The sequence below is a fragment of the Mycobacterium sp. C31M genome, from assembly GCF_053345865.1.
In genome coordinates this window covers 99359-121698 of the sequence record NZ_JBKFAX010000020.1, presented here as the reverse complement: position 1 = coordinate 121698, position 22340 = coordinate 99359, and the positions used below count along the sequence as shown (strand labels likewise).

Annotated in this window: 21 protein-coding genes; 7 read left to right on the top strand and 14 right to left on the bottom strand. The window is 67.8% G+C overall.

Annotation, left to right across the window (positions count from 1 at the left end):
• Positions 1-91 precede the first annotated feature (91 nt).
• Positions 92-2221 carry an acyl-CoA dehydrogenase family protein gene (locus tag ACLBYA_RS26320; RefSeq protein ID WP_447712404.1) on the bottom strand — a complete coding sequence of 710 codons (2130 nt, stop codon included), beginning with the start codon at positions 2219-2221 and terminating at the stop codon, positions 92-94.
• A gap of 251 nt (positions 2222-2472) precedes the next feature.
• On the opposite strand from ACLBYA_RS26320, the gene kstR reads away from it, so the two are divergent.
• The 3 genes from kstR to ACLBYA_RS26305 are packed head-to-tail and all read left to right on the top strand — an operon-like array spanning position 2473 to position 4481.
• Positions 2473-3078 carry a cholesterol catabolism transcriptional regulator KstR gene (gene kstR, locus ACLBYA_RS26315; protein WP_447712403.1) on the top strand — a complete coding sequence of 202 codons (606 nt, stop codon included), beginning with the start codon at positions 2473-2475 and terminating at the stop codon, positions 3076-3078.
• A gap of 4 nt (positions 3079-3082) precedes the next feature.
• Positions 3083-3835, top strand: coding sequence for a trehalose-phosphatase (gene otsB / locus ACLBYA_RS26310; RefSeq protein WP_447712402.1), 753 nt, complete (start codon positions 3083-3085; stop codon positions 3833-3835).
• Between the two features lie 49 nt (positions 3836-3884).
• Positions 3885-4481, top strand: a complete 597-nt coding sequence (locus tag ACLBYA_RS26305; RefSeq protein WP_447712401.1) for a class I SAM-dependent methyltransferase — start codon at positions 3885-3887, stop codon at positions 4479-4481.
• Here ACLBYA_RS26305 and ACLBYA_RS26300 read toward each other — a convergent pair.
• From ACLBYA_RS26300 to ACLBYA_RS26285, 4 genes are read right to left on the bottom strand one after another with little or no spacing between them, the layout of a single operon-like run.
• Positions 4478-5578, bottom strand: coding sequence for a LacI family DNA-binding transcriptional regulator (locus ACLBYA_RS26300; RefSeq protein ID WP_447712400.1), 1101 nt, complete (start codon positions 5576-5578; stop codon positions 4478-4480). The genes ACLBYA_RS26305 and ACLBYA_RS26300 overlap by 4 nt on opposite strands.
• 11 nt (positions 5579-5589) lie before the next feature.
• Positions 5590-6456 carry a metal ABC transporter permease gene (locus ACLBYA_RS26295; RefSeq protein ID WP_447712399.1) on the bottom strand — a complete coding sequence of 289 codons (867 nt, stop codon included), beginning with the start codon at positions 6454-6456 and terminating at the stop codon, positions 5590-5592.
• Positions 6457-7233: a metal ABC transporter ATP-binding protein gene (locus tag ACLBYA_RS26290; protein ID WP_447712398.1), complete on the bottom strand. Its 777-nt coding sequence runs from the start codon at positions 7231-7233 to the stop codon at positions 6457-6459.
• Positions 7233-8273, bottom strand: coding sequence for a metal ABC transporter solute-binding protein, Zn/Mn family (locus tag ACLBYA_RS26285; protein ID WP_447712397.1), 1041 nt, complete (start codon positions 8271-8273; stop codon positions 7233-7235). Before ACLBYA_RS26285 ends, ACLBYA_RS26290 begins: the two co-directional genes overlap by 1 nt.
• A 57-nt stretch (positions 8274-8330) precedes the next feature.
• Between ACLBYA_RS26285 and ACLBYA_RS26280 the strand changes: the two genes are divergently transcribed.
• Complete coding sequence (locus ACLBYA_RS26280) at positions 8331-9467, top strand: GTP-binding protein (RefSeq protein ID WP_447712396.1); 1137 nt, start codon at positions 8331-8333, stop codon at positions 9465-9467.
• Between the two features lie 51 nt (positions 9468-9518).
• Here the strand turns inward: ACLBYA_RS26280 and aztD are convergent, their stop codons facing one another.
• The 3 genes from aztD to aztB are packed head-to-tail and all read right to left on the bottom strand — an operon-like array spanning position 9519 to position 13663.
• On the bottom strand, positions 9519-10733 hold the full coding sequence (gene aztD / locus ACLBYA_RS26275; RefSeq protein ID WP_447712395.1) for a zinc metallochaperone AztD: 1215 nt from the start codon (positions 10731-10733) through the stop codon (positions 9519-9521).
• Between the two features lie 24 nt (positions 10734-10757).
• Positions 10758-11669, bottom strand: a complete 912-nt coding sequence (aztC, locus tag ACLBYA_RS26270; RefSeq protein WP_447712394.1) for a zinc ABC transporter substrate-binding protein AztC — start codon at positions 11667-11669, stop codon at positions 10758-10760.
• Complete coding sequence (gene aztB, locus ACLBYA_RS26265) at positions 11666-13663, bottom strand: zinc ABC transporter permease AztB (RefSeq protein ID WP_447712393.1); 1998 nt, start codon at positions 13661-13663, stop codon at positions 11666-11668. Before aztB ends, aztC begins: the two co-directional genes overlap by 4 nt.
• 41 nt (positions 13664-13704) lie before the next feature.
• Here aztB and aztA point away from each other — a divergent pair, with 41 nt between their 5' ends.
• Both aztA and ACLBYA_RS26255 read left to right on the top strand, forming a co-directional pair.
• Positions 13705-14358, top strand: a complete 654-nt coding sequence (gene aztA / locus ACLBYA_RS26260) for a zinc ABC transporter ATP-binding protein AztA (RefSeq protein WP_447712392.1) — start codon at positions 13705-13707, stop codon at positions 14356-14358.
• Between the two features lie 4 nt (positions 14359-14362).
• A complete protein-coding gene (locus ACLBYA_RS26255; protein ID WP_447712391.1) occupies positions 14363-15124 on the top strand; it encodes a LamB/YcsF family protein in 762 nt (253 codons plus the stop codon).
• Here ACLBYA_RS26255 and ACLBYA_RS26250 read toward each other — a convergent pair.
• From ACLBYA_RS26250 to ACLBYA_RS26235, 4 genes are all read right to left on the bottom strand, one after another.
• Complete coding sequence (locus ACLBYA_RS26250; protein WP_447712390.1) at positions 15117-15596, bottom strand: hypothetical protein; 480 nt, start codon at positions 15594-15596, stop codon at positions 15117-15119. The two genes, ACLBYA_RS26255 and ACLBYA_RS26250, sit on opposite strands and share 8 nt — an antisense overlap.
• A gap of 217 nt (positions 15597-15813) precedes the next feature.
• On the bottom strand, positions 15814-16590 hold the full coding sequence (locus tag ACLBYA_RS26245) for an ABC transporter ATP-binding protein (RefSeq protein ID WP_447712389.1): 777 nt from the start codon (positions 16588-16590) through the stop codon (positions 15814-15816).
• Positions 16587-17651 carry a FecCD family ABC transporter permease gene (locus tag ACLBYA_RS26240; protein ID WP_447712388.1) on the bottom strand — a complete coding sequence of 355 codons (1065 nt, stop codon included), beginning with the start codon at positions 17649-17651 and terminating at the stop codon, positions 16587-16589. The genes ACLBYA_RS26245 and ACLBYA_RS26240 overlap by 4 nt, the downstream gene beginning before the upstream one ends.
• Positions 17648-18625, bottom strand: coding sequence for an ABC transporter substrate-binding protein (locus tag ACLBYA_RS26235; RefSeq protein WP_447712387.1), 978 nt, complete (start codon positions 18623-18625; stop codon positions 17648-17650). The genes ACLBYA_RS26240 and ACLBYA_RS26235 overlap by 4 nt, the downstream gene beginning before the upstream one ends.
• Before the next feature lie 108 nt (positions 18626-18733).
• Here ACLBYA_RS26235 and ACLBYA_RS26230 point away from each other — a divergent pair, with 108 nt between their 5' ends.
• Complete coding sequence (locus tag ACLBYA_RS26230; RefSeq protein ID WP_447712386.1) at positions 18734-19498, top strand: class I SAM-dependent methyltransferase; 765 nt, start codon at positions 18734-18736, stop codon at positions 19496-19498.
• 327 nt (positions 19499-19825) lie between these two features.
• Here ACLBYA_RS26230 and ACLBYA_RS26225 read toward each other — a convergent pair whose 3' ends face one another.
• Positions 19826-20068: a WhiB family transcriptional regulator gene (locus ACLBYA_RS26225; protein ID WP_447712413.1), complete on the bottom strand. Its 243-nt coding sequence runs from the start codon at positions 20066-20068 to the stop codon at positions 19826-19828.
• 112 nt (positions 20069-20180) lie between these two features.
• Complete coding sequence (locus ACLBYA_RS26220; protein WP_447712385.1) at positions 20181-22334, bottom strand: heavy metal translocating P-type ATPase; 2154 nt, start codon at positions 22332-22334, stop codon at positions 20181-20183.
• Between the last annotated feature and the right edge of the window lie 6 nt (positions 22335-22340).

Below are 22340 nucleotides of genomic sequence, written 5' to 3'. Positions count from 1 at the left end.
TGCGTCAACACGCGGACCCCGAAAAGGAATCAGTTACAGATCCCTTCCTGACACCTCCGGAGGCATTTGAGAAGGACCAACTCGATCTATATCAGCGGGGCAGCCCCAGCAGCCGCTCACCGGCCAGGGTGAGCAGGATCTGTTCGGTGCCACCGGCAATGCTCAGGCAGCGGGTGTTCAGGAAGTACTTCACATCGGGCGAGTCGACGATGCCCGCACCGTCGAGGAGGTCCATCACCGCTTCGGCCAGGCCCTGCCGGTAGCGCACCCCGATCAGCTTGCGCACGCTCGACGGGGCACCCGGATCATGTCCGTCGACCGCCAGCCGGGCGATAAGCTGATCGAGCAGCGAGCCGACCTGGGCCAGCACGATGAGACGGCCGACGTGGTCTTCCTGGGCGCCGTCGAGCACCCGGTCACCGATGACGTCGAGCAGGTGCTCCATGCCCTTGTCCAGGGCGCCACCGGTGGCAATCGCGACCCGCTCGTTGGCCAGCGTGGTGCGCGCCAGCGGCCAGCCGCCGTCGACCGCGCCGACCACACAGTCGTCGGGTACGAACAGATCGTCGAAGAACACCTCGTTGAACAGGGCGTCGCCGGTGATCTCGCGCAGCGGCCGGATATCGATACCCGGTGAGCTCATCTCCACCAGGAAATAGGTGATGCCCTTATGTTTCGGGGCGTCCGGGTTGGTGCGGGCCAGGCAGATCCCCCAGTTGGCGCGGTGTGCATTCGAGGTCCACACCTTCTGCCCAGTCAGGGCCCAGCCAGCCGCCCCGTCCTTTTCGACCCGGACGGCCTTGGTGCGCAACGCAGCCAGGTCCGAGCCCGCGCCGGGCTCGGAGAACAGCTGGCACCAGTAGATGTCACCGGTGAGGGTGCCGGGGATGAACCGGTCGATCTGTTCGGGTGTGCCGGCTGCCAGGATGGTCGGCGCGGCCCACCAGCCGATGGAGATATCGGGGCGCGACACCTGCGCGGCGCCGAGCTCCTCGTCGATCACCAACTGTTCGGCCGGGGTGGCGTTGCGGCCGTAGGGCTTGGGCCAGTGCGGGGCCAGCAGCCCGGACTCGGCCAGGGCGCGCTGACGCTCGTCGACGGGCAGCGCCGCGATCTGGGCTGCAGCGGCGGCGATCTCGGGACGGATCGCGTCCCCCTCGCCGGTATCGACGTGCAACTGGCGGCGCACACCGGCGCGGGTCAGTTCGACGATGCGACGCAGCCAGACCGACTGCCCGCCGAGGAACTGGCCGACGGCATAGGCCCGGCGCATGTAGAGGTGGGCATCGTGCTCCCAGGTGATACCGATCCCACCGAGCACCTGGATGCAGTCGCGGGCGTTCTTCTTGGCGGCCTCGATACCGACGGCCGCTGCCACCGCCGCGGCGATGGACAGCTGGTCGGGATCGTCATCGGAGACCGCGGCGACGGCATCGGCGGCGGCGACGGCGACCTGCTGGCTGCGCAGCAACATCTCGGCGCACATGTGCTTGACGGCCTGGAAGCTGCCGATCGGTTTGCCGAACTGCTCACGCACCTTGGCGTAGTCGTTGGCGGTCTCCAGCAGCCGGCGCGCCAGCCCGGCGGCCTCGGCGGCCAGCACGGTGGCGATCAGATCGGTGACCCGCTGCCCGGAGGCGGCCAGCGTCCGCGCCGGGGCGCCGGACAGTGTCACCCGGGCCAGTGGCCTGCTGAAATCGGTGGCGGTCAGGGTCTCGATGTCCACCCCGTCGGCGCCCGCGTCGACCACGATCCACTGGTCCCCGGCGGGCAGGATCAGCACACCGGAGTCATCGGCGCCGAGCACATACGGTGCGGTGCCGGTCGCGGTGTCCCCGCTGACGGTGACGTCGGCGGTGACGGCGACGCCGGCGCTGAGCTCACCGCCGGCCAGCGCCTCGAGCACCGCCGGATCGTCGACGACCAGGGTGGCCAGCGCGGTGGTGGCCAGCGGGCCGGGTACCAGCGCGGCGGCGGCCTCGTCGACCATGGCGGCGAGATCCTCGACGGTGCTACCGGCCCCGCCGAACTCCTCGGGCACCGCGACACCGAATGCCCCTAGTTCACCGAACGCCCGAAACGGGCCGCGCCAGGCCTGGGGGTCGCCGAGCTCGACATCGCGGACCGCGGTGATCGACGCGGAGCTCGCGGCCCAGCTACGGACCAGCTCGCGGGCCTCGGACCCGTCGGACGTCTCGGGCCTCGACGACAACACGGACACGGCATCTCCTCGCCATCGGGTGAGAAGGCCACACTTCCCACTAGAACGTGTTCTAATAGTGCCAGCGCACGATCGTCAAGTCGATACCGTCGGCGCAGGACACACCTGTGATCTGCGACAAGGAGGGGAGCAATCAGCAGTCGGCATGCGTATCGTTTCTCCTCTAGCGCGCACCACGAAGGAGTGACCGGCAGATGTCGTCGCCAGCCCAACCCGGATCGGGTTCTGACTCACCACGTCAGGTGATGGCCGTGGCCGTTCTGTCCGAATCCGAGCTGGGTTCCGAAGCGCAACGCGAACGCCGCAAACGCATCCTCGACGCCACCCTGGCCATCGCCTCCAAGGGCGGTTACGAGGCGGTGCAGATGCGTGCGGTGGCCGAACGGGCCGATGTCGCCGTCGGCACGCTGTACCGCTACTTCCCGTCCAAGGTGCACCTGCTGGTGTCGGCGCTGGGCCGCGAGTTCGAACGCATCGACGCCAAGTCCGATCGCGCCTCACTCACCGGCGGCACACCCTATGAGCGGCTCAACGTGATGGTCGGCCGGCTCAACCGGTCCATGCAGCGCAACCCGTTGCTCACCGAGGCGATGACCCGGGCCTTCGTCTTCGCCGATGCCTCGGCGGCCGGCGAGGTGGACCATGTCGGCAAGCTGATGGACTCGATGTTCGCGCGTGCCATGAGCGACGGCGAACCAACCGAGGATCAGTACCACATCGCCCGCGTCATCTCCGATGTGTGGCTGTCCAACCTGTTGGCCTGGCTGACCCGGCGCGCCTCGGCCACCGATGTGGCCAAGCGACTCGATCTGGCGGTGCGACTGCTCATCGGCGACGGCGAACAGCCTAAAGTCTGAAGGCGTGCTTCCGGACGCCCTGCGCGACGCGCTCACCCTGGCCGCGGCCACCCCGCGGCTGTTGGTCACCTCCGACTTCGACGGCACCCTGGCGCCGATCGTCAACAATCCCGGTGATGCCCGACCACTACCCGCGGCCGGCGAGGCGCTGCTGGCGCTGGCCGGCCTACCCGACACCACCGCCGCACTGATCTCCGGTCGCGCCCGCAGCGTGCTCGACGAGCTTGCCGCGCTACCGGATTCGGTACATCTGATCGGCAGTCACGGCGCCGAATTCGACACCGGTTTCGTCCGCCCGATCGACACCGCCCTGCTGGAGGAGATCATCGCCACCCTGCGCGTCATCGCCGAGGGTCACCCCGGGGTCACTGTCGAGACCAAACCGGCCAGCGTCGCACTGCACGTGCGCAACGCGAGTACCGCCGATGGCGAGACCGCACTGGCGGCGGCGCGGGCGGCGGCAGCGTCCTGGGATGCGCACCTGACCGCGGGTAAGGCGGTACTGGAGTTCGCGGTGATCGTCACCGACAAGGGCGAGGCCGTGGACAAGCTGCGCGCCCTGCACGATGCCACCACGGCGGTGTTCCTGGGCGACGATGTCACCGACGAGAAGGCCTTCGCCCGGCTGCGCGACCGGGATATCGGGGTCAAGGTGGGTGACGGCGAGACGCTGGCCGGGTTCCGGGTCGATGCCCCCGAGGATGTCGCGGCGGTGCTGCGCCACCTGGCCGATGCCCGCGGCCGCCTGCTTGCCTGATCGGCAACATTACGTGCGCCGATCGCCGACGGCGAATCACCATGGGGCCATGACCGATTGGGACGAGCGCTACAACACTTTCATCGACCTCCTACCCGTCCAACACCCGAATCCCGGCGTCGTCGACCAGATCACCGGCGTGCGGCCTGGCTCGGCGCTGGACATCGGCTGCGGCTTGGGCGCCGACGCGGTCTGGCTGGCCGAGAACGGCTGGACCGTCACCGCTCTGGACGTTTCCCGGGTCGCATTGGACCGGGCACAGACCCGCGGCCGCGAGGCCGGTGTGCAGGTCGGCTGGGTGCGGGGGCGGCTGGAGGATCTCGAAATACCGCCCGGCGGTTTCGATCTGGTGAGCGCGCACTATCCCGCGCTGCTGCATTCGCCCGACCGTGATGCCGAGCGGGCACTGCTCGCGGCCGTCGCGCCGGGCGGGCTGCTGTTGGTGGTGCATCACGCCGATATCGATGTCGAGCTGGCCAAGTCGCACGGTTTCGATCCGGCGATCTACCTGCTGCACGACGATGTGGTGGCGCTTTTCGACGACGGCTGGGAGGTCGAGGTGCACCGACACCGCTTGCGCCCGGTGCCCGCCGGGGTGCACGGGCAGCACACCCACGACGACATCATCGTGGCGCGCCGGATCTAGGCCGGCGGCCCCGAGGTGCGGCCCCGGATGACCTCGGTGTCGAGCAACTCGACGACGGGCAGTCCGGTGCGTGGCGGGTTGTGCAGCAGGTCCCCGGCGCGGCGGCCCTTCTCCATACCGGGCTGGATCACGGTGGTCAGACCGCGCGCCACCGCTTCGGGCACCCCGTCGAATCCGGTCACGGTCAGCTGGCCCGGCACGAAGATGCCGTGGGCGCGTAGGTAGTCCATCGCCGAGAGCGCCAGCACATCGGCGGTGCACATCAGTGCGGTGATGCGCGGGTTCGCCGCCAGCGCCACCTCGGCGGCCTGCCCGCCGGAGGCCGGCAGATGTTCATAGCTCTCCACCACCGTGACGGCGCCCGGGTCCAACCCGGCGGCGGCCATGGCGTCGTACACGCCGTGCACCCGCTCGCGCTGTACGTGAAAATGCGGTGAGTCCAACCGCTCCGGGTCGGCGACCATCGGCCTGGTGCTCTCGTCGGGCCACTCCCGACCCAGTCGCATTGTGAGCAAACCGATCTCGCGGTGCCCCAAGCCGATGACATGGTCGGCGAGTTGTCGCATGGCGGCCCGGTCGTCGATGCACACGCGGGAAGCGCCCGGCACATCCATAGGTTGGTCGACGACGACGATGGGCAACTGCCGCTGCAGCAGAACCGGTAGATAGGGGTCGTCGTCGGAGGCCGAGTACACCACGAATCCGTCGACACCTGCGGACAGCACGGCGGCCGTACCGTCCTCCAGGCTGCGGTTGGGCCCGACCGCCACGAGCAGCAGTCCCTGTCCCGCCTCCTCACACGACTCGGCAAGCCCGGCAACAAAATCCAGTGCGGCCGGATCGCTGAACGAATAGTTGAGCGGTTCGGTGATCATCAGGCCGACGGCACCGGCGCGGCGGGTCCGTAGCGAGCGGGCCACCGGATCCGGGCCCGGGTAGCCGAGATCCTTGGCCGCAGCCAGCACACGTTCGCGCAATTCGGCCGACAACTGGTCGGGGCGGTTGTAGGCGTTGGAGATGGTGGTGCGCGAGACGTTCAGTTCGGCCGCCAACGAAGCCAGCGTCGCCCGCCTACGCGGACCCGGACTTCGGGACATGCCTTACGAGGCTAGCGGATGTGCGATCGCCCCGGGCTACCGATACGGCTACCGGTCCACACCACCAGCCAGGTCAGACAGGCGATGGTGACGATCACGAAGCTGGGCGGCAGATTGAACACCGCCGACATCACCAGGCCCGCCCACACCGAGGCCAGGCTGATGGCCGTCGAGATCGCCATGGCCACCAACGGTTGCGCGGTCAGCATGATGGCCGTCGCCGCCGGGGTCACGATGAGCGCGAACAGCAGCAGCGTCCCGACGGCCTGGACCGCCATCGTGACCGCCACCCCGAGCAGCACCATGAACACCACCGACAGGGTGCGCACCGGTACGCCCTTGGCCTCGGCCACCTGAGCGTTGACGGAGGCGAACAACAAGGGCCGGTAGATGATTACGATGCACCCGGCGATGACCAGCAGCAGTGCGGCGAAGGTGAGCAGTTGCTGGTGGCTGATGGCTAACAGGTTGCCGAACAGCACATTGGTCAGGGTGGACGAGTTCTTGGTGGCCAGCGAGTTGAAGAACAGGCCGAACCCGGTGGCCAGCGCCAGCACCGTGCCGGTACTGACCTCACGGTCGTCGGCGCGCTTGCCCATGAAACCGATGACCAACGCGCCGCCGACACAGAACACGCCGAGCCCCAACCCGACCGGGAGTCCCAGCAGCGCCGCGCCGGTGGCGCCGGGCAGACCGATGTGCGCGAGCGCGTGGGCTGCGAAGGCCGTATTGCGCACGATGATGAAGTAGCCGATCAGACCGGCGGCCAACGCGACCAGCGTGCCACCGATGACGGCGTTGCGCATGAACGCCGAGGACAGGATCTGCCACCAGTTCTCCTGGTAGCCGAGTGCCAGATACAGCTGAGCTTGCGGCATCTAGGGAGCCCTCATGTACATCTGGCCCTGCAGCGTGTTGACCACCGAGACCTGGGTGCCATACAGGTGGGTGAGCAGGTCGGCGTCGACCACCTCGTCGATGGCGGCGTGATGGGCATGCCCGTCGAGCAGGTATATCGCGCTGCTGAGCACCGACAGCAGCGGGTTGAGGTCATGGGCCACAACAAGAATGGTGACCTCGTATTCGGCGTTGAGGCGGGCCAGCAGAGCGACGATCTCGTGTTGGTTGCGCAGATCGAGGGCGGCCAGCGGTTCGTCGAGGATCAGCAGCTTGGGCCGGGACACCAGTGCGTTGGCGAGCGCGATGCGTTGCCGCTGCCCGCCGGAGAGCTGGGACACCCGCCGGTCGGCGAATTCGGTCGCCTCCACTGCGGCAAGGGCCTCGTCCACGCTGATCCGGTCGGCGCGGGTCGTGCGCCGCAGTCCCCAGCGACGGCCGGTGCGGCCCAGCATCACCGCATCGCGGGCGCGGATCGCCTCGCCGGCGCCGGCCACGTAATCCTGCGGCACGTAACCGATCAGCTCGTTGTGGGTTCCGGGTCTGGCGCCGAGCACCCGGACGGTGCCCGAGGCCACCGGCAGCAGGCCCAGCACCACCTGCAGCAGCGTCGACTTGCCGGATCCGTTCGATCCGATGAGCGCGACGATGCCCCCGGCCGGGATGACGAACGTGCCCTCCGACCAGATCAGCCGCCCGCCGCGGACGACGCTGACATCGTCGAATTGCAGGGCCGGTGCCGGGCTGTCGGCTGTCACTAGGTCGGAATGCCGAGAGCCTCGGCGAGGGCGGTGAGTTGGTCCACCTGCCAAGCCTCGAACGAATCGGCGCCGGGCGCCACCGTTTCGGTCACATCCACCACCGGCACCCCGGTGGCCTCGGCGGCGGCACGCAACTGCTGCGGCACCGAACCCTCGGTCTGGGTGTTGTAGATCAGCACGTCGACCCCGCGGTCACCGAGCAGACGCAGGAAGGCATCGAGGTCGGCAGGCGACGGGTCGGTCTCGTTCGAGGACGCCACCTGATAGCCCTGCGGGGTGCGGTTGGTCAGCTCCAGGGTGGCGGCCATGTCGTCGAAAAGACTCTCGGTGGCGGCGTAACTCTTGCCTGTGGCGCCGGCCCTGATGGTGTCGATGAGCGCGTGGTAGGGCTGCAGGGACTCGGTGAACTCGACTTGGCGGGTGGTGAAGTACTCACCGGCGGCCGGCGCGAGTTCGGTGAGCTTGGCGGTCACCGCGGCGGCGACATCGGTCACCGCGACCGGGCTGTACCAGGCGTGCGGATTGGCGCCGCCGGGCTCGTGCCCGTGCTCATCGTGATCATGGCCTTCGTGATCATGGCCCTCGTGATCATGGCCCTCGTGATCGTGGCCTGCGTGGTCGCCGCCGAGCAGTTCCATGGCGTCCACGACCGGGGCGTCGGGCGCGGTGCTCTGCGCCAGCTTGGCGGCCCATTCGTCATAGTGCCCGCCGTTGATCACCACCAACTGGGCGCCGGTGAACGACGCCGCATCCGACGGGGACGGCTCGAAATCGTGCGGGTCGACCGAAGATCCGGCCAGCACGGTGGTCACCTCGGCACAGGCGCCGCCGAGTGCCGAGACGATCTGCCCCCACTGGTCGACGCTGACGACGACGTTGACCGGTGTTGTCGGGCAGTCGCCCACGACGGCGGAACCGGCCGTCTGAGCCGGCTCATCGGCGGAACCGCAGCCGGCAAGGGCGAACGGAACGGTCACCGCGACGGCGGCGGCGAGAACGCGGGCAGGCTTCACGACGATAACGATAACCGTTTGCATTAATTGCCGCCTAATCGCAGGATGTTTTATTGATAATCGTTTTCAATAAGGAGTGTCATGGCCGCCCCGCTACCCGTCACCGTCCTGTCCGGCTTTCTCGGCGCCGGCAAGACCACCCTGCTCAACCACATCCTCGCCAACCGGGACGGCCGCAAGGTCGCGGTGATCGTCAACGATATGAGCGAGGTGAACATCGACGCCGCGCTGATCGCCGGGCAGGGCCATCTGGACCGTACCCAGGAGAAGTTGGTCGAGCTGACCAACGGCTGCATCTGCTGCACACTGCGGGAGGACCTGGTCGACGCGGTCGGCGCGTTGGCCCGGCAGAACCGGTTCGACCACCTGGTGATCGAGTCGACCGGGATCTCCGAACCAATGCCGGTGGCGGCCACCTTCGAGTGGGAGTTCGAGGACGGGTTCTCCCTGTCCAGCCTGGCCAAACTGGACACCTTGGTGACGGTGGTCGATGCCTCCACCTTCCTCACCGAGATCGTCCGTGGTGAGGGGCTGGCCGAACGCGAGATCGCCGCCGGCGAGGGCGATGCGCGCAGCATCGCCGATCTACTCACCGATCAGGTCGAGTTCGCCGATGTCATCCTGCTCAACAAGACCGACCTGGTCAGCCCGGCAACCCTGGACACCGTCGAAACTCTGGTGCGCAGGCTCAATCCGACCGCCAGGATGTTGCGCACCGACCACGGCATCGTCGGTATCGACGAGGTACTCGGCACCGGACTCTACGATCCGGAGGCCGCCGCGCAGACCCCCGGCTGGGACGAGGAGATCGCCGACGGGCACACCCCCGAGACCGAGGAGTACGGGATCAGTTCGATGACGTTCCGCTCCGAGCGTCCGTTTCACCCACAACGCCTCGGCGATGCGCTCACCCAGGTGACAAGGGTGTTGCGCAGCAAGGGATTCTGCTGGATCGCCAGCCGACCGAACATCGCCGCGATCTGGTCGCAGGCCGGGCCGAACCTGGTGATCGAACCGGCGCAGTACTGGTCGGGTACCGAGATCGCGCCGGGCCAGGAGATCGTGTTCATCGGCATCAAACTGGATCGCGCAAAGGTACAGCGCCTACTCGAGGATGCGGTGCTGACCGATGACGAGGTCGCCGCCGGTGAGCAGGCGTGGTTGCGCTACCCGGATCCACTGCCGGCCTGGTCTGTGGCACAACAACATTCACACTAGAAGCACAAGAACGGCCGGCGCGATCAACCCGCCGGCCGTTCTCGGCTGCGCTCAGTGGTGGTGGCCGACTGCGCCACTCAGCTCGTTCGGGGTCTGCTCCAGCGTCACCGAGTTCTCGATGGTGCCGGCCGCGACATCCACCAGGTGGATCTGCTTGGTGGCCGGATCGCTGACGTATACGGCATCCTCGCGGGTGAAGACGGCCGGCCCTGGCTGCTGCCAGTCGTCGGGCTCGCTCCACGGTTCGGCCACCTTGATCGACCGCAGGGCGTCGCCGGTGACCGGATCGAAGACATGCAGATTACCGTCGGTCCCGAGCATCAGCGCCTCGGCCTGCGGGCCGCGGCCAAGTGAGCGGAACCAATAGCTGACACCGGCGGGCATCGGCACGATCCGCATCTGGTCGGTGGTGGTGTCGATCAGGGCGAACTGCTCAGGCCGTTCGTGCTCGGCATCCGCGTCGATCTTCATGTCGCCGAGCACGACCGGGGAATCCTCGTGGCCGCGGGTGTTTCCGGTGCGGCCGTACGGGGTAGGGCTGGAGATCTTGGTGAACTGGCCGTCGGCGAACTTCAGCACGCCGTTCTCACAGCCCAGCACGACGACCTCGTCGGCGGCCACCGTCTCGCCGTGCACGCCGGGGCATTCCTCGTTGCGCGCGATCTCGTTGTCACCATCAAACGCGGCGGCGCCCACCCGGGTGTCCGGGTTGCCGAGGGTCTGCACCCTGGTGCCGTCGGCCAAGATGACCGCCACGCCGTGGTGCGGTTCCGGGGTCTTCCAGGTACGGGTCTCGGGCATGCCGCCGGCTTCCAGCGCGTGCGGATCGAACGCGGTGATCTCGCCGGTGCCGTCGGCGAACAGCACGGTGTTCTCTCCGTGTGGGGTGACGTGGCCGGCCTCGACGCCCGCGAACGTGTCATCGGTGAGGCGGCCACCGGCGGCATCCAGGATGCGCCAGCCGTCGGTGGTGGTGACGAGCACGTGCCCCTCGTCGCCGGCCGGGTTGACCCGCAGGAAGCCGTTCAGCGGAATGTCCTGTGCGACTTCGAGAGTCTCGCCGTTGAGGACCAGCAGGCCGCCGTCGTAGGTCACGGCCAGCGGCTCGGGGATCGGTGCGCTGGGTGCCGCGGAGGTCGCCGGGCTCCCCGAGGTTTCCGAGCTCGTTGTGCTGTCGGCGCCCTCGGTGCCCGACGAACAGGCCGCGAGCGCGGCCGCGGCGAACGACAGGGCGCCGACGCGGTACAACCACCGCGGATTGGACATGGTTCTTCCCTTTCTGGTCTGCGGCTATCGCAGACCGGTGACGATGGCGTCGGTGTTGGCGCGCATCATGTCGAGATAGGTCGCGCCCGGAGTGCCGGGCGGACTGAGTGATTCGCTGTAGAGCGAGACGATCTGCACCGCCACCCCGGCATCCTCCGCGAGCACTCTGGCCAGTTTCTCCGGCTGCGAGGAGTCGACGAAGATGGCAGGCACACCGGCTGATTCGATCGCGCCGACCAGCGACTGCAGATCCGAGGGACTCGGGGCGGCCAGTGTGGTGCCACTAGGTACCACGGCACCGATGACCTCGAAGCCGAACCGTGGCGCGAAATAACCGAGGACGTGGTGGTTGGTCACCAACTTGCGGCGATCGGCGGGAATGGTGCCGAGGTCGGAGACCATCGCGGCATCGAGTTCGCGGAGTTGGGACCGGTAGCTATCGGCATTGCGCGTGAGGGCTTCGCTGTCGATACCGTCGACCTCGTTGCGGACGGTCTCCTCGATGACGTCGACGGCGGTGATCATGCGCTGCGGGTCGGTCCAGAAGTGCGGGTCGGGGGTGCCTGCACTGTTCCCGGCGCTGTATTCGATCGGATCGATGTGATCGCCGACCGCCAGCACCGGAACACCCTGCGCCCCTGCGGTTTCGATGTTGCGGGTGACGTTCTCTTCAAGCCCGAGACCGTTGTAGACGATGAGGGCGGCGTCGTTCATGGCCGCGGCATCCTGCGCGGACACCCCGAACGAGTGCGGGTCGGCATTGGGTTGCATCAGGACGCGCACCGGGGCTGCGTCACCGACGACGTTGCGCACCACATCGCCGAGGATGTTGGTGGTCACCACGATCTCACCGCCGCCGGAACCGGCGCTCGGGCCGCACGCGGTGAGCAGGGCACCGAGCACCGCCAGCAGACTCAACCAGACCCGGCGCGTCACCGGCCGGCCTCGACCATCAGAGCGGGAGACACCTCGGTGGTCAGGGTGCGCGCAATGCGCAACCCGTCGGCATAGTCGATCTCGTAGATCTCCTTGGCGTCGGCATTGTTGACGTAGGCGCGATCGGAGTCGAGGTCGACGACCGGTTGCGGGCCGTCGGCCGGAATCGGCCCGTCGAACAATGGGATACGGGCCGTCTCGGCGCGGGTGTTGGTGTCGACGGCGGACAGGGTGCCGTCACGATGCAGGATCAGCACGGTCCCGTCACCCTTGGAATTGGTGGCGACCGCATCCGCGGCGGGCAGCAGGGTCCACGACCGCTGGCGGCTGTCGAGCACCCAGACATGGCCACCACCGATGCCGGCGAAAACGTCGGCGCGGTCCCGGTGTTCCATGGCGGTCGGGCGCTGCGCGGGCGCGTCCGCGGGATAGGGTGCCGGGGTCACCGCGAGTTCGTTCTCGCCGCCGGTGACCCGCACGGCCCCGGTCGCGCAGCCGAACACCACGGCACGCCGGGTCGGCATTGTCCAGGAGACGTCTCGGCATTCGCCGGCCAGATCGGTCGTGCCCGCTTCACCGGTGACCTGCATGCGACCGTCGGCGGTCACGGTGACCAGCCGGCTGCCGTAGGGCACCGCGGCGGCCGTGTCGGACGGGACGGTCAGTCCGGCCGGCGCCTCAACCGTCTGGGAACCGAGCTTCTCCCGGTCGAACACCTCGACCGTGCCGGTGGGCGATGTCACCGCGACCACGGAGTTGCTGGAAGCGACCGATGCCGCGGGCAGATCGAGTGTCGCGACCTCGGCGGGTGTGCTGACGAAATAGTGGTAGTGGTCGCCGTGGTCGAAGGTCCACGCCCCGGCGTCCACGACGGTGGTGCGCTCCCCCGTCCGCAGATAGACGAAGCGTCCGTCACCGTCCAGTCCGGTGACCGGGCCATAGGAACCGATGGCCGCCTCCACCTCGTCGACCGCGTCGTACACCGAGGTGTCACCCGAGGCAGGGTCCACGAGTACCAGCTTGGTCAGCGGTCCATCCGTCTCGCGGGCGCCGTCCTGCACGGCCACGCCGTCACCGGTGGTGGCCTGCGACGTCTCCGTCGGCTCCGGCGCCAGATCACCCGACGAGCAACCGGCGAGCACTGCGGCCGAGGCAGCCAGCACCGCGACCCGGCGGCGATTCGTGCGCAACGCCGCCAGCAGCGTCGAGGCGAAGAACAACAGCACCGTGACACCGGCGATGGTGGCGCCGCCGGCGGTGCCGGCGTACCAGGAGATGAGCAGGCCGACGTACACCGAGACGCACCCGAAGATCGCCGACAGTGCCATCACCTTGGGGATCGACTTCGCCCAGGCCAGGGCGGCGGCCGGCGGTGCGACCAGCAGCCCGAGCACCAGCAGGGTGCCCACGACGTGGAAGGAGGCGACCATCGCGACGGCCATCAGCACGGTCAGAGCCGGGATGACCCACTGCGGACGCAGACCCAGCGTGGCGGCCTTACGGGGATCGAAGGTGACCGCGACGAACGCGCGGTGACCCAGCACGATCGCACCGAGGGTGAGCAACAGCGCACCGGCCAGCACGAAGAGATCGGTTGTGCGAACCGCGAACACGTCGCCGAACAGAAACCCGGTGAGGTCCACGGCGAAGCTCTGCGAGCGCGACACCACGATGACGCCGAGGGCCAGCATGCCCACGAGCAGCAGGCCGATACTGGTGTCCGAGGACAGCTTGGAGGACCGGCCGATCGCCGCGACGCCGAAGGCCATCACCAGCGCCGCCACCAGCCCGCCAAGCATCAGCGACACCCCGAGCAGCGCAGCGATGGCGACCCCGGGAAGCATGCCGTGGGTCATGGCTTCGCCCAGAAATACGTTGCGCCGCAGCAGCACCCAGCATCCGACGAGCGAGCACAGGCAGGCGGCGATCAGCCCGGCCAGCAGAGCGCGCAGGACCATGTCCGCCTGGAAAGGATCGGTGAGCCAGGACGTCATGGCGTACACTTCTATCAGTAATGAAACCCATTATCAATAAGGTGTCCCCCCTCACTCCCTCGTCCGCGCCGGCGGTCGGGGTCACCGGCGTGGGCTTCAGCTATTCGGGCACAACGGTTTTCCGCGATCTGACGTTGAGCATCGCCGCCGGCGCGGTCACCGCCATCGTCGGATCCAACGGCTGCGGGAAGTCGACCCTGCTCGGCCTGTTGGCCGGGGTGCGGAGCCCCGATACCGGCGCCGTCGAGATCGATCGCCGCGACATCGCGTTCGCCGTGCAACGCAGCGAGGTCACCGACAGCTTCCCCGTCACCGCGGCCGAGGCGGTGATGATGGGCCGCTGGCGCGCCCTGGGCCTGCTGCGCCGCCCACGCGCCCATGATCGTGCCGTCGTGGCACGCTGGCTAGACGAACTCGGACTGGCCGATCTGCGCAACCGGACCCTCGGTGAACTCTCCGGCGGTCAACGACAGCGGGTGCTGCTGGCCCAGGCTTTCGCCCAGGAAGCGCCGGTGCTGCTGCTCGACGAACCGACCACCGGTCTGGACAGCGCCTCCTCCACGCTGGTGATCGAGCGGCTGCGCAACCTGGCCGACACCGGCACGACCGTCATCGCGGCCACCCACGACGACACCCTCATCGCGGCCGCCGACCACCGCATCGACCTCGATGCGCACCGGGTCGCACTAGGCTGAGGCGGTGCCTGCCACCGTCGACCTGAACGCCGATCTCGGTGAGGGATTCGGGGTGTGGACCCTCGGCGACGACGACGCCATGCTCGACATCGTCACCTCCGCCAATGTCGCCTGCGGGTTTCATGCCGGCGACCCGGCGGGGTTGCTGAGGGTGTGCCGGTCCGCTGCGGCCCGTGGCGTCCGGATCGGCGCCCAGGTGAGTTACCGGGACCTGGCTGGATTCGGGCGTCGTTTCATCGATGTGGATCCGACCGATCTCACCGCCGAGGTGATCTACCAGATCGGAGCGCTCTCAGCGCTGGCCACTGCGGCAGGCACCTCGGTGTCCTATGTCAAACCGCATGGAGCGCTGTACAACTCGATCGTCGAGAACGAGGTACAGGCCCGCGCCGTGACCGAGGCCGTGCACCGGGTGGACCCGGGGCTTCCGGTGCTGGGCCTGGCCGGTTCGGCTTTCTTCGGGGCCGCCACGGACCTGGGACTACGCACTGTCGCCGAGGCCTTCGCCGACCGGGCATACCGCCGCGACGGCCAGTTGGTGTCGCGACGCGAACCGGGCGCGGTGCTGCACGACGCCGAAGCGATCGCTCAACGGGTGCTTACCATGGTGACCGAGGGTCGGGTGAACGCCACGGACGGCTCGGAGATCGACATCAGCGCGGAATCCATCTGTGTGCACGGTGATTCGCCCGGCGCGGTTCAGATCGCCGCGGCCGTCCGTCGACAACTGGAAGCAGCGGCGGTGACGCCGATGCCCTTCACCTAGCAATCATCCGGCGCAACCGGCGATGGCGGTGCGCGAAGAATCCCGACAGGATTGCCGCCATCAACGTGCCGAGACCCGGAACGGCCAGTCGCGGGCAGAGCGTGATCTCGTCGGCCAGAATCGTCTGGCTCCCCGACGGTTCCAGCGTGCGGTGGTGGACCCAGGTCCGCATCCCGGTCATCCGGGACACCTCTCGGAACATCCGGCCCGGGGTGACCTCGGCGATGGTGATGTCATCGACACCGAATGGGACGACCCCGAACAGCAACAGCCAACTCCTCCCGATCCGAGTACCGGGTTCGACATCGGCGATCGACCTACCGCGGAACGCACGCGGCATCGTCATCCTCAGGTAGGGCGCCAACTCCCGATTGATGCCCTGCTGGTCGGTGACCATCGCCCACACGGTGTCGATGGCACAGTCGATCTCGGTGACCCGCCGGAAGTGATACTCATGGCCAGAACCGGTCATGGAGATCCCCCCGACCTCCGGAAGCCGTACAGCTGAATGAGTAACGCCTCCTGGACGGATCCCGATTCCGGCTTGATCCTTTTCATTTCCCCCGCCTTTGCGGCGCATCCCCGGACCACTCGCGGCGGCGCCTCGAACTATTGAAACTCATTGTCAACATGAACGACATTGGAACGGTGTCGACGCGAATACCCCTCAGCAGCGCCGCAAACGGACTCTACCTGCGCGTACCTCTGAAAACGACCCGCACGGATCCGGACTGCTCGTCCCGCTCGACAATGGCGTCCACCCCGTACACGCGCGCCAGCAGGTCGACGGTGAGAACCTCCTGAGATGGACCCGCGGCCGCCACGACCCCGCCGTCGAGGACAACAAGACGATCGCAGTAGCGTGCCGCGAGATTGAGGTCGTGCAGCGCGATGACGCAGGTGGCATCCAAGGACCGCAGTAACTCGAGCAACTCGATCTGATGGCGGATGTCGAGGTGATTGGTGGGTTCGTCGAGCAGGATTTCGGTGGGGTGCTGGGCGAGCGCGCGCGCAAGTTGGGCACGTTGGCGCTCACCGCCGGACAGGCTCTGCCAGCTGCGGTGCTGCAGCGTCACCAGATCCACCTGTTGCAGGGCATCGTCGATGGCCGCGAGATCGACTGCTGAGAGTGCGTCGAACCGTCCGCGGAACGGTGTCCGGCCGATCTCGACGACCTGACGGACAGACAGATCGGTGTGGGCGAAGGTGTCCTGCTCGACAACGGCCATCCGGCGCGAAACGGCGCGGCGGCCCATTCCGAACAGGTCGGTACCGTCAAGAGTGACGCCGCCCGCGTGCGGTGCGCGCAGACCGGCGAGCACTCTCAGGAAGGTGGTCTTGCCAGAACCGTTGGGACCCAACAGGCCTACCAGCTGCCCGGACGCGGCATGCAGATCGGCAGCGTCCAGCAGCCGGCGCTCCTTGACCGACCAGGTGACACCGGTCGCTGCGAGGTCACCGGTCACGAGGTCACCCGCCGCAGCACGATCGCGAACGCCGGCGCGCCCAGCAGCGCGGTGATGACCCCCACCGGAAGCTCGTTGGGACTGAACGCCGTCCGCGCGAAGGCGTCGACCCAGATAAGGAAGATGCCGCCGATCAGCGCCGCCATCGGCAGCAGCGTACGGTGCATGGGCCCGAACAGGATTCGGACGATATGCGGAATCAGCAGCCCGATGAACCCGATCGCGCCGGAGGCCGCCACCGCCGCGGCGGTCACCACCGCGCTGAGGATCATCAGCCACGCGCGGGTGGCGACCACGTTGATCCCGAGCGCGGCGGCGGCATCCCAACCGAAGTTGAAGGCGTCCAGCGCCGGGCTGAAGAAATAGATCGCCAGCACCCCGACCAGGATGACGGCGCCTGCCAGGACAACGGGCTCCCACCTGGCCCCAGCCAGCGACCCGAGCAACCAGTAGGTGAATCCACGGGTGGAGTTGGCATCGCCGCTGACCATCAGGATCACCGAAGTCAGCGCGGCGAAGAACTGTGAAACCAGGACGCCGGTGAGCACCACCCGCGCCGGGTTGGCGACCCGGCCACCCCCGATCAGCAGCAACAGCAGCCCGAATGACAGCAGCGCCCCGGCGAAAGCCCCAGCCGACAGCGACAACCCGCCGCCGACACCGAGCAGCAACACCGCCACTGCACCGGTCGACGCACCGCTGGAGACACCGAGCAGATACGGATCGGCCAGCGGGTTGCGGGTCACCGATTGCAGCACGGCTCCGGATACGGTCAGCCCGATCCCGACGGCGGCGGCCAGCAGCACTCGCGGAACCCGGGACTGCCAGATCAGTGCGTCCAGCAGCGGGGGCAGGGGTTCGGTAGGCGCGATGGCACCCAATCCGAGATGGCGCAGGATGGTCGAGGCGACCTGCAACGGCGTGATGTCGGCAGTGCCGACCATCGAGGCCGCGACGACGGAGAACAGCAGAATCACGGCGGCGCAGCCGAAGCCGGCCGCGAGCCCCAGCGACCGCCGCAGATCACCGGTGGCGGCGGGACGCAGCGCAACACCGGTCATTGCAGTCCGATGATGCCCTCGGCCAGCGCCGGCACCGCGAACGCGCTGTTGTAGCCGGGGTCCATCTGGATGCCCGGGATGACGACGAAGCGATCGTTGGTCACGGCGGGCAGCTTGCTGGTCAGCGGATCGGACTTGAGCATCTCGATCTTTTCCTGCGCGGTGTCCCCGGGCTCACCGCGGGTCAGGTCGCCCACAATGATGATGTCGGGGTTGCGTGCAGCCACCTCGTCCCAGCTGACCTCCGGCCACTTCGTCGACGCGTCGTCGAAGATGTTGCGCACCCCGACCAGATCCGATACGTGCTGCGGCATGCCGCCCGGCCCCGCCGCGTACGGTGTCCCGCCGAACGTCGAATAGAACCACATGACCGACGGAGTGCCCTCGATCTGTTCGGCGGTGGCAATGCCGCCGTCGACAACCGCACCCTGGTCGGCAGCCATCTGTTCACCGCGCTCAGGCACGTCGAAAATAGCTGCCAGGTCCCGATATTCGTCGAACAGCAGGTCGAACCCGGCTCCGGAGACGGCCTCGTGGTAAGTACAGTCGAACTCGGTCAGGTAGGTGTCGACGCCCAGCTGGTGCAGCTCGTCCCGCGACCCGGACTGCTCGGGGGTGAAGAAGCTTGCGAACGAGGAGTAGACGAAGTCGGGTTGGGCCCCGAGCAGGGCCTCGTGCTTGACCTCCTGCCCGTGCGCCGACAGCTGCGGAATCCGGTTGTACTGCTCGGCGACATCGTCGGCGATGTCCTCGATCTCGTACCCGGTGCCGATCACGCGGTCACCGACACCGAGCCGGATCAGGATTTCGGCGGCGGTCTGGTTGAGCGTCACCACGCGCTGGGGCGCAGCCGGGTAGGACACCGACTGCCCACAGTTGTCCATGGTCAACGGATAGCCCGTGGACCCCTCTGCCGCGACACCCGTCTCCCCGCCTGCAGACTGCTCGCCGCCCGCGCACGCGGTGGCCAACACGGCGGCCACACTAACGGCAATGGTTTTCATTATCATGACCACGGCATGGGATCGTAACCGACAACGAGGCTTCCCGTGCCCTCGGACCCCGATCGAAAGGCCCTGCCGGTGAGCGCCGTCATCCCCTCCTCCGTTCTCGATGATCTGATCGAGTCCTGGGAGCATCAGCAGACCGCCTACATCAGGCACCGGGCGCAACGGTTTGAGGTGATCCTGGATGCCGTCTCCTACGCCCGGACCGACGTGCGGACCCTGCTCGACATCGGCGCCGGACCGGGTTCGTTCTCCAAGCGCATTTTGGAACGCTTCCCCGAATCCACCGTCCACGCCCTGGATTACGACCCCGCACTGCTGGCGCTCGCACGACACAATCTGGCCGGACACGCCGATCGGGTCACTCTCGTGGAGGCCGACCTGCGCAACCCAGACTGGGCGGCCGAGATCGGCATCAAACCCGATGTCGTCGTGTCCAGCACGGCTCTGCACTGGCTACCCACCGGCAAACTCGTCGCGCTCTATCAAGCCCTCGCCGATCTGCTCGAGCGCGGTGCCTTGTTCTTCAACGCCGATCACCTGTCCCACCCCATCGGCACGTTCTTCCATCAGGTCGGCACGCTCGACGACGAGCACAGCCAGCGCGAGGCGTTCTCGGCCGGGGTGCCGGACTGGAACGACTGGTGGTCCCGGCTGCGCGGGACCGAGGGCTTTGCGGATCTGGTCGCCGAACGCGACCGTCGGTTCACCGATGACGCGCCGGAGAACCTGGACACCACCGCCACCTTGCACACCGAGGCGCTGCGGGTGGCCGGGTTCGCCGAGACCGGTACGGCGTGGCAGTACTTCGACGATTACGTCGTGTACGGAGTCCGTTAGGAGAGCGGCATTTTCATGGAATCATCGATCCGGCTTCGCCTGCTGTCGCCCGCCTTGATCGTCACCCTGCCGGCCGGTTGCGCTTCGTCGACCCAGACACCCGAAGCCACCGAGGCCCCGACCTCCAGGGCAGGCTATCCGGTGTAGATCGAGAATTGTGGACGCACCGAGTCGGGCGGTGACCATCGACCGGTCGGCGACGGAGATCATGCTGAGCCTCGGCCGCCGCCAACGAGCAGGTGCCGGCCATCGGGCAGAAGACCGTGTCACTGGAGCGCCTGCTCGATGCGGATCCGGATTCTGTCTACGCCACCTCCGACTGGTCGTTCAGCGAGGGGGGCGTCGGATCCCGGGGTCGCTTGGATGAGTTCGACGTTCCGCCGGGGTTGTGGCACCCCAGATACCGTGTGCTTCACCGCTTTTCAGTGCATACTCGCGGCAGGCCAGGATCACCGGACAACGTCGGCACACGGCTTTCGCGCGATCCTCACGCGCGATCCGCCGTTCCCGGCTCTCCTTATCGCCCGGATAGAAATCATCGGGCGGCATCCCTCGACACCGCGCCCGCATCCGCCATGCCGCATTCTGCAGATCGGCCGCCCGCATCGCCACCACCTTATTGACAATCATTGCCATTAAGGTAGCAAGGCTACCGCCCCAACGGATTGTGGGAATCGGCGGGTCAGCCGAAACGTTGACCGGTGGGCTCCAACTCATAACGTATCAACCGCGAGCTGTTGGCAACCACCGCAACCGAGGACGCATTGTGCAGGACCGCGGCGAGCACCGGTGACAACGCGCCGCCGGCACCGATCAGCAGACCCAGGGCATTGACCGCGATCGACATCGCGTAGTTCTGCTGGATCACTTCGACCGCACGGCCACCGAGATCGCGGACATCGAGCAGCCGGGTGAGGTCGTCACTGGCGAGCGCGACATCGGCGGTCTCCACCGCGACATCGGTGCCGCCGAGGCCCATGGCGATACCGATATCGGCCTCGGCCAACGCGGGTGCGTCGTTCACCCCGTCGCCGACCATGGCCACCGTGTGCCCCTCGTCGCGCAATCTCCGGACCACGGCGAGTTTGTCCTCCGGCAACACCTCGGCCTGCCATTCGGTGATGCCGAGCTGTTCGGCCACCACCGCGGCGGTGTCGGGGTGATCGCCGGTCAGCATCACGATCCGGCGGACACCGTTGGCCCGCAACCGTTGTAGTACCTCCGCGGATTCAGGCCGGACTTCGTCGCGCAGGCTGATCAACCCGACCAGTGTGCCGTCCACCGCCAGCAGCAACGGTGTCTCGGACTGCTTGCGCAGCTTGTCCACCCATTCGCCTGCCTTCTTGGTGACCCGCACCTTCTCCTGCCGCAGCAGCGACGGGCTGCCCAGCAACAGGGTGCGACCGTCGGCCCGGGTCCGCATACCCAGGCCCACCAGCACCTCACACTCCTCGTGCGGAGGGATCGCGATATGGCGTTCCTGGGTCGAGCGGATGACCGCCTCCGCCAGCGGGTGGCGGGAGTGGATCTCCGAGCTCGCGGCATAGGCCAGCACCTGCTCGGGTTCCCAATCCTTGTGAAAAGCAACCAGATTGGTCACCACCGGACGTCCGAGGGTCAGGGTGCCGGTCTTGTCGAAGATGACCGCGTCGACGCGACCGGCCTCCTCCAGATGCGATCCGCCCTTGATCAGGATGCCGCGCCGGGCACCGTTGCCGATCGCCGCGCTGATCGCCGTCGGGGTGGACAGGCCGACCGCGCAGGGACAGGCGACCAACAGCATCGTCATGGCCCGGCGCACGTCGCGGGTGACGATCAGCGTGGCCGCCGACAGCAGGAACGAGGCGGGCACGAAACGGCGGGAGAAACTTTCCCCCACCGTCTGGATCGGTGCGCGGTGCTGCTGCGCCTCCTCGACCCGGGTGATTATCCGGCCGATGGTGGTGTCGTTGCCGACCGCTTCGGCGCGCACCACCAGACGGCCGCGCACCACCACCGAACCTGCGAAGACCCGGGTTTCGGTGGCCACCGCGACGGGAAGGTTCTCACCGGTGATCGCCGACTGGTCGATGATGGCCTCACCGTCGACCACCACGCCGTCCACCGGCAGTGCCACCTGATCGTGCACCACGACCTCGTCACCGGACCGCAGTTCGGCGGTGGCGATCTCCACCTCGGTACCGTCGGACAGCCGTACCCATGCGGTGTCCTGATTGCCCTGCAACAGTTTGGCGATCGCACGCCGGGTGCGGCGCAGCGTCAGGTCCTGCAGGTACTCCCCGATGTTGAGCAACCACAACACCGTCAGGGCCACCACGTTCTCGCGGAGTACCAGGCTGGCGATGGTCGCGGCGCTGACCAAGACGTCGGTGCCCGCCGAGCGGCCGCCACGCAGGGTGCGCAGCGCACCACGCAGGAACGGATACCCGGTGAAGATCGTGACGCCGGTGGCCGCGACCCGGCTGGTCGGCCCGAGCAGTGGACGCGCGAACACATAGCGCCGCACCCCGAGCAGAACCAATGCCGCACCGCCGACCGCCATCCGCAGCACGTCGGCATTGGCGATATCCGCCGAGTGTGGCGCGCGCACCGGCACCAGCTCGCGAGCCACCGCCGCCGCGGCCTCGACGGCGGCGAGCACCGCGGCCGTGTCGCACCGCTTCGGCGAGTACCACACGACCACCGACGCGGTCCGCGGGTAGGCGTGCACCGCGCGCACCCCCGGAACTTGTTCCACCGCATCCTCGATGGCGACGGCACGGGTCGCGTCCGCGCGAAACCACGGCGCCTCCAGCCGCATTCGGCCCGCGGCATCAGATCTGACGGTCAGCGCCACCACCGG

What these genes read in the sequence shown, in the direction of transcription:
- ACLBYA_RS26305 (WP_447712401.1), top strand. Translation starts at nt 3,885, where the DNA reads ATGACCGATTGGGACGAGCGCTACAACACTTTCATCGACCTCCTACCC.
- ACLBYA_RS26300 (WP_447712400.1), bottom strand. Translation starts at nt 5,578, where the DNA reads ATGTCCCGAAGTCCGGGTCCGCGTAGGCGGGCGACGCTGGCTTCGTTG.
- ACLBYA_RS26295 (WP_447712399.1), bottom strand. Translation starts at nt 6,456, where the DNA reads ATGCCGCAAGCTCAGCTGTATCTGGCACTCGGCTACCAGGAGAACTGG.
- ACLBYA_RS26285 (WP_447712397.1), bottom strand. Translation starts at nt 8,273, where the DNA reads ATGCAAACGGTTATCGTTATCGTCGTGAAGCCTGCCCGCGTTCTCGCC.
- ACLBYA_RS26280 (WP_447712396.1), top strand. Translation starts at nt 8,331, where the DNA reads ATGGCCGCCCCGCTACCCGTCACCGTCCTGTCCGGCTTTCTCGGCGCC.
- aztD (WP_447712395.1), bottom strand. Translation starts at nt 10,733, where the DNA reads ATGTCCAATCCGCGGTGGTTGTACCGCGTCGGCGCCCTGTCGTTCGCC.
- aztB (WP_447712393.1), bottom strand. Translation starts at nt 13,663, where the DNA reads ATGACGTCCTGGCTCACCGATCCTTTCCAGGCGGACATGGTCCTGCGC.
- ACLBYA_RS26250 (WP_447712390.1), bottom strand. Translation starts at nt 15,596, where the DNA reads ATGACCGGTTCTGGCCATGAGTATCACTTCCGGCGGGTCACCGAGATC.
- ACLBYA_RS26240 (WP_447712388.1), bottom strand. Translation starts at nt 17,651, where the DNA reads ATGACCGGTGTTGCGCTGCGTCCCGCCGCCACCGGTGATCTGCGGCGG.
- ACLBYA_RS26225 (WP_447712413.1), bottom strand. Translation starts at nt 20,068, where the DNA reads ATGCGGGCGCGGTGTCGAGGGATGCCGCCCGATGATTTCTATCCGGGC.